The sequence below is a fragment of the Candidatus Poribacteria bacterium genome, assembly GCA_016866785.1.
GTDB lineage: Bacteria > Poribacteria > WGA-4E.
Window position 1 is genome coordinate 1 of record VGLH01000034.1, and the last position, 16,025, is coordinate 16,025.

Annotated in this window: 15 protein-coding genes; 12 read left to right on the forward strand and 3 right to left on the reverse strand. The window is 65.8% G+C overall.

The genetic code is table 11. From position 1 onward, the window contains the following. Window positions 1-562 precede the first annotated feature (562 nt). The 12 genes from argB to FJZ36_06860 all read left to right on the forward strand — a co-directional run bounded on the left by argB (window position 563) and on the right by FJZ36_06860 (window position 12,602). Entirely contained in the window at window positions 563-1,474 is a 912-nt protein-coding gene (argB, locus tag FJZ36_06805; protein MBM3214607.1) for an acetylglutamate kinase, read from the forward strand. Between the two features lie 11 nt (window positions 1,475-1,485). Continuing rightward, a complete protein-coding gene (locus tag FJZ36_06810; protein ID MBM3214608.1) occupies window positions 1,486-2,679 on the forward strand; it encodes an aspartate aminotransferase family protein in 1,194 nt (397 codons plus the stop codon). Further along, window positions 2,676-4,070 carry a PDZ domain-containing protein gene (locus tag FJZ36_06815; protein MBM3214609.1) on the forward strand — a complete coding sequence of 465 codons (1,395 nt, stop codon included), beginning with the start codon at window positions 2,676-2,678 and terminating at the stop codon, window positions 4,068-4,070. Before FJZ36_06810 ends, FJZ36_06815 begins: the two co-directional genes overlap by 4 nt. Before the next feature lie 68 nt (window positions 4,071-4,138). After that, window positions 4,139-4,858, forward strand: coding sequence for a tetratricopeptide repeat protein (locus FJZ36_06820; protein ID MBM3214610.1), 720 nt, complete (start codon window positions 4,139-4,141; stop codon window positions 4,856-4,858). Between the two features lie 57 nt (window positions 4,859-4,915). Further along, window positions 4,916-5,905 (forward strand): hypothetical protein, encoded by a 990-nt coding sequence (locus FJZ36_06825; protein MBM3214611.1) that lies wholly within the window; start codon window positions 4,916-4,918, stop codon window positions 5,903-5,905. Between the two features lie 28 nt (window positions 5,906-5,933). Continuing rightward, the gene (locus tag FJZ36_06830; protein ID MBM3214612.1) at window positions 5,934-6,872 is read left to right on the forward strand and encodes a histone deacetylase; all 939 of its coding nucleotides are present in this window, start codon (window positions 5,934-5,936) and stop codon (window positions 6,870-6,872) included. Between the two features lie 22 nt (window positions 6,873-6,894). Next, the gene (locus tag FJZ36_06835; GenBank protein ID MBM3214613.1) at window positions 6,895-7,227 is read left to right on the forward strand and encodes a hypothetical protein; all 333 of its coding nucleotides are present in this window, start codon (window positions 6,895-6,897) and stop codon (window positions 7,225-7,227) included. Then, window positions 7,193-7,546: a DUF86 domain-containing protein gene (locus FJZ36_06840; GenBank protein ID MBM3214614.1), complete on the forward strand. Its 354-nt coding sequence runs from the start codon at window positions 7,193-7,195 to the stop codon at window positions 7,544-7,546. Before FJZ36_06835 ends, FJZ36_06840 begins: the two co-directional genes overlap by 35 nt. Window positions 7,547-7,704: 158 nt before the next feature. Continuing rightward, window positions 7,705-8,475, forward strand: coding sequence for a dihydroorotate dehydrogenase electron transfer subunit (locus tag FJZ36_06845; GenBank protein MBM3214615.1), 771 nt, complete (start codon window positions 7,705-7,707; stop codon window positions 8,473-8,475). Next, a complete protein-coding gene (locus FJZ36_06850; protein ID MBM3214616.1) occupies window positions 8,472-9,404 on the forward strand; it encodes a dihydroorotate dehydrogenase in 933 nt (310 codons plus the stop codon). Before FJZ36_06845 ends, FJZ36_06850 begins: the two co-directional genes overlap by 4 nt. Window positions 9,405-9,429: 25 nt before the next feature. Continuing rightward, complete coding sequence (gene pyrB, locus FJZ36_06855; protein ID MBM3214617.1) at window positions 9,430-10,536, forward strand: aspartate carbamoyltransferase; 1,107 nt, start codon at window positions 9,430-9,432, stop codon at window positions 10,534-10,536. 65 nt (window positions 10,537-10,601) lie between these two features. Beyond that, window positions 10,602-12,602: an alginate lyase family protein gene (locus FJZ36_06860; GenBank protein MBM3214618.1), complete on the forward strand. Its 2,001-nt coding sequence runs from the start codon at window positions 10,602-10,604 to the stop codon at window positions 12,600-12,602. Here the strand turns inward: FJZ36_06860 and FJZ36_06865 are convergent. The 3 genes from FJZ36_06865 to FJZ36_06875 all read right to left on the reverse strand — a co-directional run bounded on the left by FJZ36_06865 (window position 12,599) and on the right by FJZ36_06875 (window position 15,894). Then, the gene (locus tag FJZ36_06865) at window positions 12,599-13,474 is read right to left on the reverse strand and encodes a DUF58 domain-containing protein (protein MBM3214619.1); all 876 of its coding nucleotides are present in this window, start codon (window positions 13,472-13,474) and stop codon (window positions 12,599-12,601) included. The two genes, FJZ36_06860 and FJZ36_06865, sit on opposite strands and share 4 nt — an antisense overlap. A gap of 12 nt (window positions 13,475-13,486) precedes the next feature. Further along, window positions 13,487-13,981: a hypothetical protein gene (locus FJZ36_06870; GenBank protein MBM3214620.1), complete on the reverse strand. Its 495-nt coding sequence runs from the start codon at window positions 13,979-13,981 to the stop codon at window positions 13,487-13,489. A gap of 170 nt (window positions 13,982-14,151) precedes the next feature. Then, entirely contained in the window at window positions 14,152-15,894 is a 1,743-nt protein-coding gene (locus tag FJZ36_06875) for a HEAT repeat domain-containing protein (protein MBM3214621.1), read from the reverse strand. Window positions 15,895-16,025: the final 131 nt, after the last annotated feature.

Consider the following 16,025-nt stretch of genomic DNA (forward strand, 5'->3'; position numbering starts at 1 on the left):
CGATGGGCCCTTCCACGACCGCGACCATGACGGTCAGAGCCGCTACACGCTGGACGAGGTCATCGCCGAGCTCAAGGCGGATCGGATCGTCGTGGATGTCGTCGGGCTCGATTACCTGCCCGTCAAGCAACTCGCCTGGGGCACGGGTGGGAGGTGGGTTCCGATCCCCGGCAAGGGATATCTGGAAGACATCGCCCTCCCGCTGCCGGTGCGCTCGAATGCCGCGCTGGGGGTGCTCTCGACTCAAGGAGGCGTGCCGCGCGACGAGGTGCTGGTGTTCCTCCGACCGCCGGACATGCCGCAATGGGTCGAGCTCCGCTGGCGCGTCCTGAGCCCTCGCGGAGAGCGCGTCACGCAGGAGCTCGTCGAGCGGCTCGACGTGCCGTCGGGCGAGGAGCGCGTCGTCTTCCGACCCGCGCTGAATCCGTTGTGGTTCCGTGGGAACCCCGGCTACTATACTGCCATCTACCGAATCACCGACAGCCTGGGTAAGTCGAGCGTGCTTCGGCGCGTGATGGACTACCGTTGATCCCTTCGTTGCCGTCAGGAGCCCAGGAGCACCATGGCGAGCGTGCAGGCGCTTTCACAGCGAGCAGAGATGCTCATCGAGGCGCTGCCCTACATCCGCGAGTTCTACGGCAAGACCATCGTCGTCAAGTACGGTGGGCACGCGATGGTGGACGATGCCCTCAAGCGCGCCGTCATGCACGACGTCGTCCTGATGAAGTACGTCGGCATCAAGCCGGTAGTTGTCCACGGCGGCGGGCCCCAGATCAGCGACCTGATGGCGCGCGTCGGGAAAGAGTCCGAGTTCGTCAACGGGCTGCGCGTGACGGACGCGGATACCGTCAGTCTCGCCGAGATGGTGCTGGTCGGGACGATCAACAAAGACATCGTGTCCCTGCTGAACCGCTCGGGCGGACGAGCCGTCGGATTGAGCGGCAAAGACGGCGATCTGCTCCGCGCCGAGAAACACTTGGCTCGCGTCTCGGACAGGGACAAGGGCGATGTCGAAGTCGATATCGGCTTTGTCGGGCGCATCACGCGGATCAACCCGCAGATCATCCAGGTTCTGGAATCGCAAGGGTTCATCCCGGTGATCGCTCCCATCGCCGTCGGTGACGATGGCGAGACCTACAACATCAACGCCGACACGGCTGCCGGGGAGATCGCCGCCGCTCTCCGCGCGGAGAAGCTGCTGATGCTGAGCGACGTGCGCGGCGTGTTCCGCGACCGGAACGACGAGGGCTCGCTCATTTCGACGATCCGGCTCGGGGAGGAGCCCGCGCTGCGGTCAGAGGGCATCTTCAGCAGCGGGATGATTCCCAAGATCGAGGCGTGCGTGACGGCTCTTCGGGGTGGCGTCCGGAAAGCCCATGTCATCGACGGACGAATCCCTCACTCAATCCTTCTGGAGGTCTTCACCGACGGAGGCATCGGGACCCAGATCGTCCATGACGACCATCGAGCGTGACGGGAGGAACCATGTCCAACGCATCCATCAAGGCGGAAGCCACACAGTTCATCGTGAACACGTACGGCGAGCGGTCGCTGGCGCTCGTGCGCGGCGAGGGCCCGTACGTATGGGATGCCGACGGGAACCGTTACCTCGACTTCCTGGGCGGGATCGCCGTCAACGGCTTGGGACACTGCCATCCGGCGGTTGTCGCTGCCATCACGGAACAAGCCCGCACGCTCATTCACTGCTCGAACCTGTACTACATCGAGCCCCAGGTTCGGCTCGCGAAGCTACTGGTGGAAAACTCATTCGCCGAGCAGTGCTTCTTCTGCAACAGCGGCGCGGAGGCGAACGAAGCGGCGATCAAGCTCGCCCGGAAGTACGCCAAGGACAGCGGCAAGAGCGGCAAGTTCGAGATCGTGACGATGAACCAGTCGTTCCACGGGCGGACGCTCGCGGCGATCACGGCGACGGCGCAGCCGAAGTACCACAAGGGCTTCGAGCCGCTACCGTCTGGGTTCCGCTATGTGCCGTTCGATGATCTAGACGCGGCGAAGGCTGCGATGGCCAGCAGCGTCTGTGCGGTTCTGGTGGAGCCGATTCAGTCGGAGGGCGGCGTCAACGTCGCGAGCCCAGGGTATCTGGAAGGTCTCCGAAAGCTCTGCGACGCCAACGGCGCGCTCCTGATCTTCGACGAAGTTCAGACCTCGATGGGCAGGCTCGGAACGCTGTGGGGCTACGAATCGTTCGGCGTTGTTCCGGACGTGCTGACGATGGCGAAGTCCCTCGGCGGCGGCACGCCCATCGGAGCGCTGCTGTCCCGGCGCGACATCGCCGCCAGCTTCGGTCCCGGGACGCACGCATCGACCTTCGGTGGGAACCCGCTGGTGACGGCTGCCGCGCACGCTGCACTGACCACGGTTCTGAATGAGAACCTTCCAGCGCACGCTGCCAAGGTCGGCGCCTATCTGTCCGAGCGGATGGCGGCGCTCCGCGGCGAGTTCCCGTGCATCGTCGGGACACGCGGACGAGGGCTCCTGCAAGGTCTCGTCGTGAATGTCGATGCGAAGCCCATCGCGGCGAAGTGCATCGAGGAGGGGCTGCTGACGATCAGCACGAACGACAGCGTGCTTCGGTTCCTTCCGCCCCTGACGATCCAGCGTGAGCACGTTGACGAAGCCGTCGCCATCGTCCGAAGGGCTCTCAAGGCGAGTCAGTGAAGCGGCGTCTCTCCCGATTCGCGGTAGCGCTCCTGTTGGTCGTGGGCTGCCAGCGCGGCGAGCCGCGCGCGGCGGAGGCACAGGCTCCGAGCTCCCCGCCTGCGGACTACGCGACGGCGCGGGGACCGCAGGCTACTCAGGATTTGGCTCAGTCCCGCGAGAACGCGATTGTGCGCGCCATCGAACGCGCGGGACCGGCGGTCGTCAACATCAGCTCGACGCAGGTCGTGCGCGTCGTGCGCGACCCGTTCTGGAGCTTCTTCTGGGGCGAGAGCCAGGTTCAGGAGCAGAAGCGCCAGAGCCTCGGTTCCGGTGTCATCTTCGATGCGGAGCACGGCTACGTCCTGACGAACGAGCACGTCATCGAAGACGCGACGTATGTCACCGTGCGGCTCCAGGACGGCAGGGAGTTCCGGGCTGAGATTCTCGGCGAAGACCCGATTGCGGACCTGGCTGTCCTGAAGATCGACGGTGAAGACCTCCCGGCGTGTCTGTTCGGCACGTCCGACGACCTTCGCATCGGCGAATGGGCGATTGCCATCGGCAACCCATTCGGACAACTGGTTCGAGACCTGAAACCCTCTGTGACCGTCGGCGTCATCAGCGCGACCAACCGCGTCGTGCAGGTGGGCAACCGCACGTACTCGAACTTGATCCAGACGGACGCCGCCGTGAATCCGGGCAACAGCGGGGGTCCGCTCGTCAACGCCGCCGGCGAGGTGATCGGCATCAACACGTTCATTCTCAGCGAGAGTGGCGGTTCCCATGGTGTGAACTTCGCCCATGCGATCTCGCTGGCGAAGCGCGTGATCGACCGCATCCTCGAGAACGGCGGCGTCGAGGAACCCTGGGTTGGGATGCAGTACCGCGAAGTGACGCCCCAGATCGCGGAACAGATTGGGGCGTCCGTGCGCGAGGGCGTGATCGTCACTCGCGTCGAGCGTGGCGGGCCCGCCGACAAAGCGGGCTTGCGAGAGAACGACATCATCACCCAGGTGAACGGTCAGAAGGTCTACAGCACGGTCGATACGTACAGCATCATCCGTCTGGTTCGGAGCGGAGAGCGGATCGAGCTGACGCGCGTTCGTGGCGACGTATCCGGCACGGTGCGGATGACCGCGGAGGTGCTCCCTGGGTACGAGTTCTACGGCACGGTCGTCCGCGACACGTCCGAGGTAAGAGGAGTCGTCGTGCGGAGCGTTCAATCAGGAAGCGTGTTCGCGCGCGTGCTCCGCCCTGGGGATCGGATCATCGGGGTCGGGAACCGGCGCGTGGACACGGTCGAGGAGCTCCGAGGGATCGCGCGCCAGATCCGCTCCGGGTATGATGTCACGATCACATTCGAACGCCGAAACCAGCAGCATCAGTACACGTTTCGCGCATCAGACTAGCGGAGCAGATCCGATGCGGCTCAACGCCGCAGGTCGATAGAGTTCCAGCGTCTGGAGGGCAACGCGCCATGAAGCCGGTCTACATCCTCGTGGTCGTCGCGATCGCGGCGGTGATCGTCGTCTGGTATCGGCTGGCGCAGCCGGAGCCGATCGTCCCAGACACGGACAGCCTGAGCATGCAGTACAATGTCGCCAAGGAGACGGCGGACCTGTTGTTGGAGCGCGCTCGGCGGGACGGCAACTACGCCAGCGCCATCGAAGGCTACAAGCAGGCGCTGTCGCTGAGACCCGACAACGCCGAAGCGCACAACGATCTGGGCGCCACGTACTACGAGATCGCGCTGGCGAGGATGGCGAACCCCATCGAAGAGGACTTGCGCGAGTACAGCCCGAATGTGCGCGACACGATCGACTACATGAAGGGCAAGATGGCGGAGATGCCGTCCGGCAAGTTCTCCTGGACCATCTCGGAACCGACACTGCGGCTGCTGGATACTCACCTCGGCGCGCGTTCCGATCTGCTCTACTACTCGCGTCCCGACGGAAGCGCCTACGAGGTGATCATCATCTGCGGCGACACGGCATCGTCCCTGCGCGATGCCGAAGTGGAGTTCCGGCGAGCCATCGACCTCAAGCCGCAGTACGCTCCCTCCTACCGGAACCTAGGCGCCCTCTACGTGACGCGCGGGAACCGGAAGGACGCGCTCGTCTACTTCAAGGAAGCGCTCCGTCTGGAGCCCCAGGACCGCGACCTGGCGACCTACATCGAGCAGCTCACTCGCCTCTGACGATCTCCACGCTGGTGGAGTTGCGGCACTATCTCCGGGAATGACGGTTTGCGTTCGATGTCCAGCACGCAAGAGGGCGCTAACGTCGCCTCGCGGGGTCTGCCAGTGTGGATGGCTGCCGGCTCGTGGCGGAAGCCCGGCGTCAAGGAGCTCTTTCTCGACGCCGCCAGATTCGTCGTGTCGAGACCCGCGACGTTCGCGCTGCCCGCCGTCGTGACATGCATCGTCAGTGGCGTCGGAGGCGTTGGGCTGGCGCTGGCAGGCAGGAACTTCTACCCGTCGGCTCCGCTCGCCGCGACGGTATCCGCTGGCGCATCGTCGGCGTTCCTCATCGCGTTGCTTCTCACGCCTTACGTCGGGTCGTCTGCCATGTCCGCTGCGCTCAGCCTGTGGGGTGGCGCGCGCGTCCATTTCGAGCGGATCCGCTGGTACCGTCTTCTGGGCACGACCCTCTACCTCGCCATCCCGGTAACGCTGCTGACGAAGCTCTTTCCTCCGGGGATGGTCGCGATCCCGTTCTACATCTGGTGGGCGTTCGCGCCGTATGTGGTTCTGCTCGAGGGCGACGGCGGGCGAACGGCGCTTCGTCGGAGCCGAATGCTCTCGGTCGGGGAGTTCTCCGCGACGGCGCTTCCCGTGGCGCTGTCGCTGGCGGTATTCTATGCGGGGCTGATCGCGGCGTCGCGGTTGGTGCCGCAGCACCCAGCCGGGTTCCTGCCGTCGGACAGCGGGGGATACCAACGCACGCTGGCTGAAGGCGAGAAGTACGACCCGACGACGCGCATCCTCACGCATCCCGACGGGAAGGCATCGACCGTTCCGGCGGACGCAACCTACGACGCAGAGACCCGAACGCTGCACGTCGCGCCGCCTCCCGAAGTTGCCGTGACGGTCGCGCTGACGTGGGTCGGGGTTCCCTGGTTGCTGGCGATGCTCTTGGAGCCCATTCGGTGGACGGTTCTCGCGTGGGTCTACCTGAACCTGCGGATTCGCCGGGAAGGTCTGACGCCCGCCGAAGCGTTCGACGAGTTGCGACGCGATACGTGACGATCGGTTCCCCACGGTGCGAGGGCGCATGGCTAAGACCGGCATCGTCTATCACGACGACTACCTGCTCCATGACACGGGGTTTGGGCATCCGGAGCGCCGACAGCGGCTGGAGGCGATCTGGGAGGTGCTTCCTTCCAGTTCCGTGGGCGGCAAACTGGTCAGGATTGTGGCGCGACCGGCGTTGCCCGACGAGCTCGCATACATCCACTCGGCGAGCCACATCGCCGACATCCGCAAGATTTCGGAGCGAGGAGGCGGGCTCCTCGATTACGACACGCCCATCGATTCCCGGTCGTACGAGATCGCCCTCCTGTCGGTCGGAGGGGTGTTGTCCGCTGTGGATGCGGTGTTAGGCGGCGAGGTCGATTCCTGCTTCGCGTGCGTGCGCCCGCCGGGTCACCACGCGACGCCGTCGCGCGGCATGGGGTTCTGTCTGTTCAACAACGTCGCCATCGCGGCGCGCCACGCGCAGAGGCGGCATGGCATCGACCGCGTGCTCATCGTGGACTGGGACGTGCATCACGGCAACGGCACGCAGGACGCCTTCTACTCGGACGGCTCCGTGTTCTTCTTCTCCGTTCACCAGCACCCGCTCTATCCGGGAACCGGGATGGCGCAAGAGCGAGGCGATGGCGACGGTTTCGGCGCGACACTGAACGCCCCGCTTCCGGCTCGAAGCGGCGACGAGGACTACGTCGCCGTATTCTGGTCGCGTCTCGTTCCCGCCGCGCGGGAGTTCCAGCCGGAGCTCATCCTGATCTCCGCTGGTTTCGATGCCCACGAAGCGGACCCGTTGGGCGGGATGCGCGTCACGACGCATGGCTTCGGAGCGCTGACGTCCATCGTACGAGAGCTTGCGGACGAGCTCTGCGGCGGACGGATCGTGTCGTCGCTGGAAGGCGGCTACAGCCTGGACGGGCTGTCATCGTCGGTCGTCGAGCACTTGGCGCGGCTTTCTGAGTGAGCGCGGCGACTGAGGCAATGCCATGGACCCACTCGTCTCCGAGCGGATGGACGAACTGCGCGTGATCTGCCGCCGTCGTGCGGTGCGACGCCTCTGGCTCTTCGGTTCTGTCGTCACCGGTGGCTTCGACCAGGATCGCAGCGATGTCGATGCGCTCGTCGAGTTCCGTCGTGTCCCGCTACACACACGAGCGGAATCCTACTTCGGGCTGTGGAGCGATCTTCAGCGACTGTTCGAGCGTCGCGTCGACCTGGTCGAAGACGCCGCCATCCAGAACCCCTATTTCAGGCGAGCCGTCGACAGCGAACGGGTCATCGTCTATGACGCGGAAGACGCCGCGCCTTCACTTGCATGATGTCCTCGAAGCGTGCCTCGCCATCGAGCGATTCGTCGCAGGACGAACGCTACATGTTTACCTGTCCGACGAAGTGTTGCGTGCAGCCGTCGAGCGCAAGTGCACAATCATCGGTGAGGCGCTGAACCAGGCGTTGCGTATGGATCCCTCTCTCGCTCAGCGCATCTCGCAGACCGACAAGATCATCGGGTTCCGCCACCGACTAATCCACGGGTACGGTGAAGTCCGGGACGACATCGTTTGGGATACGGTCATCCACGACACGCCGATTCTGACCGCAGAGATCGAAGCGTTGCTCCATGCCGACGAGAACCGATGAGAGTACCAGCGGTGTGGCGGCTCGCTGATCTGGTCGTCGCTGGAAACGTAGTACTCGATCCGACTGCCGGTCATGGAGTCGTTGGGCTCAGCCTTATGACACCACGCACGCTGCAGCCCTGAGCGGGGAGACCTCCACTGAGAACCGATTGCCTCAGCGTGATCGTAGCCAAAGAGCCCGTCGCACCGGGTCACTACCGGATGCGCTTGACGTGTGACTGGGAGTCCGCCGAGCCCGGACAGTTCCTCCATCTCTGGCTGCCGGAATGCCGCGATCCACTGCTCCGTCGCCCCTACACCGTCTACCGGCTGCGCGACGGACACCTCGACATCCTGTTCCAGGTCGTCGGCGAGGGTACGGCGCTGCTCGCCGAGCGATCGCCGGGCGACGTCGTGCGCGTTCTGGGCCCGTTGGGCAACGGGTTCTCGATGCCTCCCGCCGGTTCCACCCCGTACGTCGTCGGCGGCGGGGTTGGGATGGCGTCGCTCCATCTGCTGGTCGAGCGCCTGATCGAGGGCGGCTTCTCGCCTCGCGTGCTGATCGGGGCGCGGAGCACCGGCTACGTACTGTGCCGGGACGATCTCGACGCGTTGGGCGTAACGCCCGATATCTCGACGAATGACGGGAGCGAGGGCTACCACGGGTTCGTGACGGACCTGCTCCAGACTCGGTTGGAACGCGATCCCGCTGGCTCGCCGGTCATCTACACTTGCGGGCCCACGCCGATGATGGCAGCCGTCGCCAAGATCGCTGCGCAACGCGAGATCGACTGTCAGGTCGCCCTTGAGAACCGGATGGGCTGCGCCCTGGGCGTTTGTCTCGGATGCGTCGTTCCGATTCGATCCGAAAGCGGCGTCGGCTACCAGCGCGTCTGCACCGAGGGTCCCGTCTTCGACGCCCGGACCGTCGAGTGGGGGTACCGCGTATGACCGCTGCCCCAGCTCAGCCGGATATGCGCGTGAACATCGGCGGCATGTCGATGAGGAACCCGGTCATGACGGCGTCCGGGACATTCGGCTATGGTCAAGAGTACCGGGACTTCGTCGATCTGAACCGGCTGGGAGCCGTCGGCGTCAAGAGCGTGACGCTTGAGCCCCGCGCTGGTAACGCGACGCCGCGCATCGCAGAGACGCCCAGCGGGATGCTCAACACGATCGGGCTCCAGAACGTCGGGGTGGACGCGTTCATCGCGGAAAAGCTGCCCTATCTGCGCCGCTTCGACACGTCGGTTCTCGTGAATCTGTCCGGGAGGACGGTCGGCGACTACGTCGAACTGTGCCAGCGGCTGAATGACGTGCCCGGCGTTCACGGGCTCGAACTGAATGTGTCGTGTCCGAACGTCGAACATGGCGGCATGGAGTTCGGCGTCGACGCGGCGGTGCTAGGCGGTCTCGTCGAGGCGTGTCGACGCGTGACGGTTCTGCCGTTGATCGTGAAGCTGTCGCCGAACGTGACGAGCATCGTCGAGATGGCGTTAGCGGCGGAACGAGCCGGAGCCGACGCCCTCGCGCTCATCAACACGCTGCTGGGTATGGCGATCGATGTCGAGACGCGCCGCCCGAAGCTGTCTCGCACGATGGGCGGGCTGTCCGGGCCCGCGATCAAGCCGATTGCCGTGCGAATGGTGTGGCAGACGTACCAGGCGGTGCGCGTCCCCATCATCGGCATGGGAGGCATCGCGAATGCCGAGGACGCCGTCGAGTTCATGCTCGCGGGCGCGACGGCGGTCGCGGTCGGCACGGCGAGCTTCGTCAATCCGAGGGCGAGCATCGATGTCATCGACGGGCTAGAAACGTACTGCCTCGACCACGGCATCGCGAAGGTCTCCGACCTCGTCGGCAAGTGCCTGGTGGACTGACGCGGACTGAGAGGACGACAGAGCCATGCGCGACTTGATTGGCATCGACGACCTGGATCGCGGCGAAATCGAGAGCGTCCTCGACCTCGCGGCGGAGATGGAAGTGCTCCGCGAAATGGGCTCAGACCTCTGCAAGGGCAAGATCCTCGCTACGATCTTTTACGAACCCAGCACGCGGACGCGCCTTTCGTTCGAGAGCGCGATGCTTCGGTTGGGCGGGGAGGTGCTCGGGTTCGCCGACCCGCAGACGACCTCGGTCGCCAAGGACGAGACGCTCGCGGACACCGTCCACATGGTGTGCAACTACTCGGACATCATCGTGATGCGGCACTCGAAGGCAGGAGCGGCGCGGCTCGCCGCCCAGCACTCCGTCGTGCCGATCGTCAATGCCGGTGACGACGCCCATCAGCACCCGACCCAATCCCTGACGGACCTGTTCACGATCCGAAGGCTGCGGGGCGACATCTCCGAGCTCACCGTGGGCATCTGCGGCGATCTGCGTTTTGGCAGGGCGGCTCACTCGCTCGCCTACGCTCTGGCGATGTTCGGCGCGCGGATCGTGCTGATCGCGCCAACCGGTCTCGAGTTGCCCGAAGATGTCTCCTGGCGGCTCGACAACCTCTACGGCGCGAACACGTCACTCGCGGAGACGCCGCGCGACGTGATCGGCGAACTGGACGTTCTCTACGTGAACCGGCTCCAGAAGGAGCGGCTGCCGGCAGAGCTGGATGCGAACGCCATCAAGGATGTGGCGCGCAGCTACCGGGTCGACGCCGATCTGATGAAGCTCGCCAAGCCCGACTGCCTGGTGATGCACCCGCTGCCGCGCGTCGATGAGCTGACGCACGACCTCGACGATGACCCACGAGCGGCGTACTTCCAGCAGTCGTCCAACGGCGTGCCGGTTCGTATGGCGCTGATGGCGATGCTCCTCCGGCGCGTCGACCGCCCCGCCTTCCGCGAGAAGCCGCGTCGCGTCACGGAGCCCTCAGAGCATGTGTGCGCGAACCCGGCGTGTGTCACGCAAGCGGAGCCGCGCGTGCGCCCGTTGGTTGAGACGGTCGACGCTGCCCGTGGTGTGAAGTGGTGCGCTTACTGTCGATATCTGCTTCCGGACGCCAGCGGTTCGTGATCCGGGCGCTCCTGCTGGCGACTGTCCTGGTCGCCCCTGGCGTCCGTGCGGAAAGGACGACACCCATGCCAGCGCAGCCCATGCCGGAGCATCCTCGCCTGCTGTTCACGCCCTCGTCGATTGCCGAGATGAAGGATCGCGTGGCGCGTTACGACTGGGCGCGCGAACGCTGGAACGCACTCAAACGCCGCGCCGACGACGTGCTCGACGATCCGATCGAGCTCCCGCCGCGCGGCGGCAACTGGTGGCACTGGTACGCCTCGCCGCGAAACGGAGCCCCACTGAGAACCGGCGAGCAGATCGGTCCCTGGCGCTGGGAGCACGTCAGCCCGGTCGACGGCGAGGTGTTCCTGGGCGATCCGTCGGAACCGAGCAAGGACTACGACGGCGTCGCCATCTCCGGCGTGCACAGCCGTTACGCCCGGATCGTTCTCGACCTGGGCATCGCGCATGCGATGACCGGCGAGTCGGGCTACGCCGACAAAGCGCGGGACGTGCTCCTCGCCTACGCGGACAAGTACCTGAGCTATCCGCTCCACACGATCCGGGGCGAGGAGCGCATCGGCGGCGGTCGCGTGGGCCCCCAGACGCTCGACGAAGCCGTTTGGCTCATCCCAATCTGCCAGGGAGCCGATCTGATATGGGATCGACTCAGCGAACGGGATCGAGATGAGATCGGATCGAAGCTGCTGATTCCAGCCGCGAGAGACGTGATCCTCCCGCACGAGATGGGCGTTCACAACATCCAGTGCTGGAAGAACAGCGCCGTCGGATTGGTCGGGTTCCTGCTCGGCGACGATGACCTGATCCGCGAAGCCATCGACAACCCGACACGAGGCTACCGCCGACAGATGGAGGGCGGCGTGCTCCCCGACGGCGTCTGGTGGGAAGGCGCGTGGGGATACCACTTCTACACGGTCTCCGCGCTGTGGTCCCTCACGGAAGCGGCGCGGAACTGCGGCATCGACCTCTACGGCGACGCGTTCCGACGGATGTTCGAAGCGCCGCTGAACCTCGTCATGCCCGACGGCAAGCTGCCCGCGTTCAACGACAGCGGCACGGTCGATCTGCGCGGCTCCGCGCCGATCTACGAGCTCTCCTACGCCAGGTACGGCTCTGAACGCTTCGCCGATCTGCTGAGCGCGAGCGGCGCGACCAGCGACTACGCTCTGTGGTTCCGCTTAGGCGACCTTCCTGCCGCAACGGCGCGGACCTGGACGAGCGAAAACCACACCGGCTCCGGGTACGCCGTCTTGGCGCGCGGCGAGGGAGCCGACGCGACATGGGTCTGCCTGAAGTACGGTCCGCACGGCGGCGGACACGGGCACCCGGACAAGTTGAACCTGGCGCTCTACGCCCACGGGGAACTGATCGGGCTCGATCCAGGAACCGCGCGCTACGGTCAGCCGATCCAGGCGGGATGGTACCGAACGACCTTCGCGCACAACACGCTCACGGTCGATCAGACATCGCAGAAGCCGGCGGAAGGGCGCTGTCTGGCGTTCGGCAGTTCAGACGGAGTGGACTTCGCCGTCACGCAGGCAGGTGACATCTACGACGGCGTTCGCTTCATGCGGTCGGTTGCGCTGGTGTCAGCCGGCTTGATCGTCGTGCATGACCGCATCGACTGCGACCGAGATCGTACCCTCGACCTCGCGATGCACCTGGAGGGCTCCTGGGAGCAAGTGCCTGCGGGAGAACCGTGGTCAGTTCCCGAAGCCGATGGCTACCGCTACTTGCGGGATTCCACGACGCGCACGAGCGAAACGACCACGCTCGGACTCCGCGTGAGCGATGCGCTGCGGGCAAGCGTCCTGCTCGCGTCCGGCGAGCCAACCGAGATCATCACAGCGACCGGGGTCGGTGACCACACCGAAGATCGCGTGCCGGTGGTGGTGTTCCGTCGTCGTGGGAACCGGATGTCGCTGGCGTGGTGCGTTGCGCTGAACGGCGCACCGAAGTCGCTGAAGTCGGAGGGAACCATCGTCGAGGCGGTCGATGCGACCGGGAAACGCTGGCGGCTGGACTTCGGCGGAGACAGCGTCGCCGTCCTCGATGCGCCCTAGCCCGGCCTCCGACGAAGCTCTCGCCGTCGGAAGAACCCCAGCAGCGGCTCGATGTACGGCTCGGACGTGAGAACGGACACCGTGTCGACGCGTAGCTGGCGGAAGAGCTCTCGTCGAGCGACGTCCTGATCGCGCACGGCTCGCCCCGAAGGCGCGACCTGGATCGCGCCCGTCTCCGCGTCCACCCAGCGCACCAGTCCCACATCGGGTAGCTCACGCTCGAGGGGGTCCCGTATCTCCAGCGCGACGACATCGTGCCGCTTGGCGGCGACGCGGAGCGCATGGTCGTACCCGGAGGCGTGGAAGTCGCTCAGGATGAACGCCGTGCTGCGCCGTCGCGTCACGCGCGAGAAGAAGTCGAGAGCGGCTTCCAGGTTCGTGCCCCGCTCTGTCGGGCGATGGGTCAGTATCTCGCGCACGACTCGGAGGACGTGTCTCCTGCCCTTCCGAGGTGGAACGTACTGCTCGACTCGATCCGTGAACAGAATCAGACCCACCTTGTCGTTGTTCTGGATCGCTGCCAGCGCGAGGACGGCGCTGATCTCGGCGGCGAGTGAGCTCTTGAGCCGGTGCGAACCGACCTGGAGGGATCCGCTGGCATCGACGATGAGGATCAGAACGCTCTCGCGCTCCTCGACGTAGCGCTTGATGTAAGCCTGCCCCATCCGCGCCGTGACGTTCCAGTCGATGGATCGGATGTCGTCGCCCGGCTCGTAGGGGCGCACTTCCGCGAACTCGATCCCCTGTCCCTTGAACACGCTGCTGTACTCACCCGTGAACAGATGGGTCACCAGGCGCAGGGCGACCATCTCGATACGGCGCACGTTCGCGAAGACTTCGGGCGAAATCGCCGGTTCACGATGGGTCGCCATGGCGTTCCGATGTCAGGGGCCCACGCCCGAAGAGACCGCGCGCTTCTGCTTCGGGTGCAGGTTCCCGTTGATCGCGACGTCGACGGACTTCTCGATGAGGAGGGCGTGCTGGTTGCTCACGACGAGGACGAACACCGAGGGCTGAGTCGCCTTGACGTTGTGTTTCCAGTCGGCGACCTTGGCGACCTCGACCGCCGCAACATATTCGCGCTTCTTCTTCCATGCCTCGAACTGCGGATCGCCCTCGAACAAGAGGACGTTCACGTCGCCGCTGGCGTGGACGTCAAACGTGACATCGGAGCCGCCGGGCACTTCGACCTTCCACCAGAGGTACTTCCGGGCTGGAGCCTTCGACGTGCTCTCCGCGAGTGTGACCGGCACCGGCTTCTGCATGATCGCGGAGCCCGTCGCCTCAAGGACCGGCGCAACGCCAGGAACCATGAGCGGCGCCGCAGCACACCCGCCCAGAACGACCACGAATCCCACCGCAGCCCACAGACGAACCATGGACGATTCCTCTCATGGCAGGAACGCGATGCGCTGACACACTCCGTCGCGCTGCCGGTTTGGCGCGCTCATCCGGCAATTGTACTGCCTAACCAAGCCGGACGCGCGGGAGTTTTTGCGTGCTGACCCCGGAGGGATAATCCGCCCGCGAGAGTCAGCCGTCGTGCTGTCTACGGGGTGTTGGCTGCCACTGGGCTCAGAGCCCTGAGCGCTCCTTCGGCAGCCGCTCGAACGGCGGCGGACGCATCTGAAGCTGCCGATTCGAGCGCCGTTCTCGCCGACTCGGCGCGCAGCTTGCCCAGCGCGGCGGCGGCGTTGGCTCGGACGCCCGAGGTGAACGTCGCATCGGTCAGCGCCGCTTGGAGAGACGTCGCAGCCTGGGCGTTTCGGCTGGAACCGAGGGCTTCGGCGGCTGTCATCGCGTCGGCGATGTCGCTGTCGGTGAGGATTGCCGCCAGAGCCGCGACCGCCGCGTCGGTTCCGACGCTGCCCAGCGCCAGGATGGCTGCTTGGGCTCGCGCGGCGACAGACGCCATCTCGCGGTCGATCTCGCCCACGGACCGCGCTCGAGGCGCTGTCGCTGCGGCAGCGCTGCGGGCAGTACGCTGCGGCGGGGGCGGCAACGGCACGTTCGGCTCCGCTTCGGTCGGAGCCGTCGTCAACGTGGCGATTCCGACCGTGCGCGGCTCCGGTTGCGATGCGGCATTCGCCTTGCCCTGGGCTTCTTTCTCAGCGGCGTCGATGCGCGCGTTCAGGGCGTCCGTCTTGCGCTTGAGCCTCGCCAGTTCCTCGAACCGCTTGGTGCGCTTCTCCAACGAAGACATGCCGCGCTTGAGCTGCGACGTCTGTTGACGCACCTCCTGATCGGACAATGGCGCGTCACCGAAGGCGTCGTCGCTGTCGTCGGCGGGCGTCGGAGCAGCGGCGACGGGTTCGGGAGCGGGTTCCGGCGCAACGACGGCGGCGCGTCCGCGCGATTCCGCCTCGAGAACCGCTAAAGCGCGTTCATCGACCAACTCAGCCATGCGCGCGCTGGCGGCGGAGTAGATGCTCTGAAGCGGGCTGACGACCGGATCACCGATCTCACGAAGAGATGCCGCGACATGACGCCGCACGGCGGGAGCCGAGGAGTCGAGCGACTCCATCAGGTCTGGGATCGCTGCCTCTCCGAGGCGGCTCGCCGCAGCGGACGCAACCCCAGCGACGCGCGGCGACGAGTCAGAGAACAGAGCGATCAGGCTGGGAACCGTCGTGGGGTTCCCGATGTTCCCCAGCGAACGCGCGGACAGCATGCGCACCGAAGGGTCGTCGCTCTGCGTGCCTCGGATGAGCGCGTCGATGCCGTAGCTCCCGACTCGCTCGAGCGCCAGCGCGGCTTCTGCGCGAAGGGGAGCGCTCGCCGATTCGGATAGCAGCGCTGCCTCCAACGCGCCGACCGTCATCGGTTGCCCGGTCCGACCCATGGCGTGGAGCACCTGCGCGCGCACCTGCGGACTCGGGTCAGCGGTCGCACTCAGCAGGGCTCGCGCTGCTTCCTCGGTTCCAATGCGTCCCAAAGCCTGCGCAGCCGCCTGGCGAACCAGCGCGTTGCGGTCGAGCAGCGCACGGTCGAGCTCCGGCACGCTGCCGGCGTCACTCAGCGCACCCAAGGCAGACGCGGCGTTCACGCGCAGCCCGGCTTCGCTGGAGGACAGCGCCTGCTTCAGCGCCGCGACGGCGGAGTCGCGTTCTGCTGCATCCACAAAGGCTGAAGCGCCCAAAGACCTCGCCGCTTGCCAGCGCGCCACGTCGGTGCGGGCAGATGTCAATGCCGTGATCAGGTCCGGGACGGCGGGAGCCTGAGCCGAGACGCTCGTGGTGACGACGACCGCGAGCGCCCCGACGAGGAATGACGATGCGTTGAGACAGCGCATGACCGCTCCTGCGATAGACTGCAACCTAGGGGATGGTTGTCGAGCGTTCGTACAGGTCTATCGGCAGATCGCTCGGAGGGGTTGAGCGGCTAACCAGCGGTCGGAATGGCGGCATCGCGACAACCCGACGG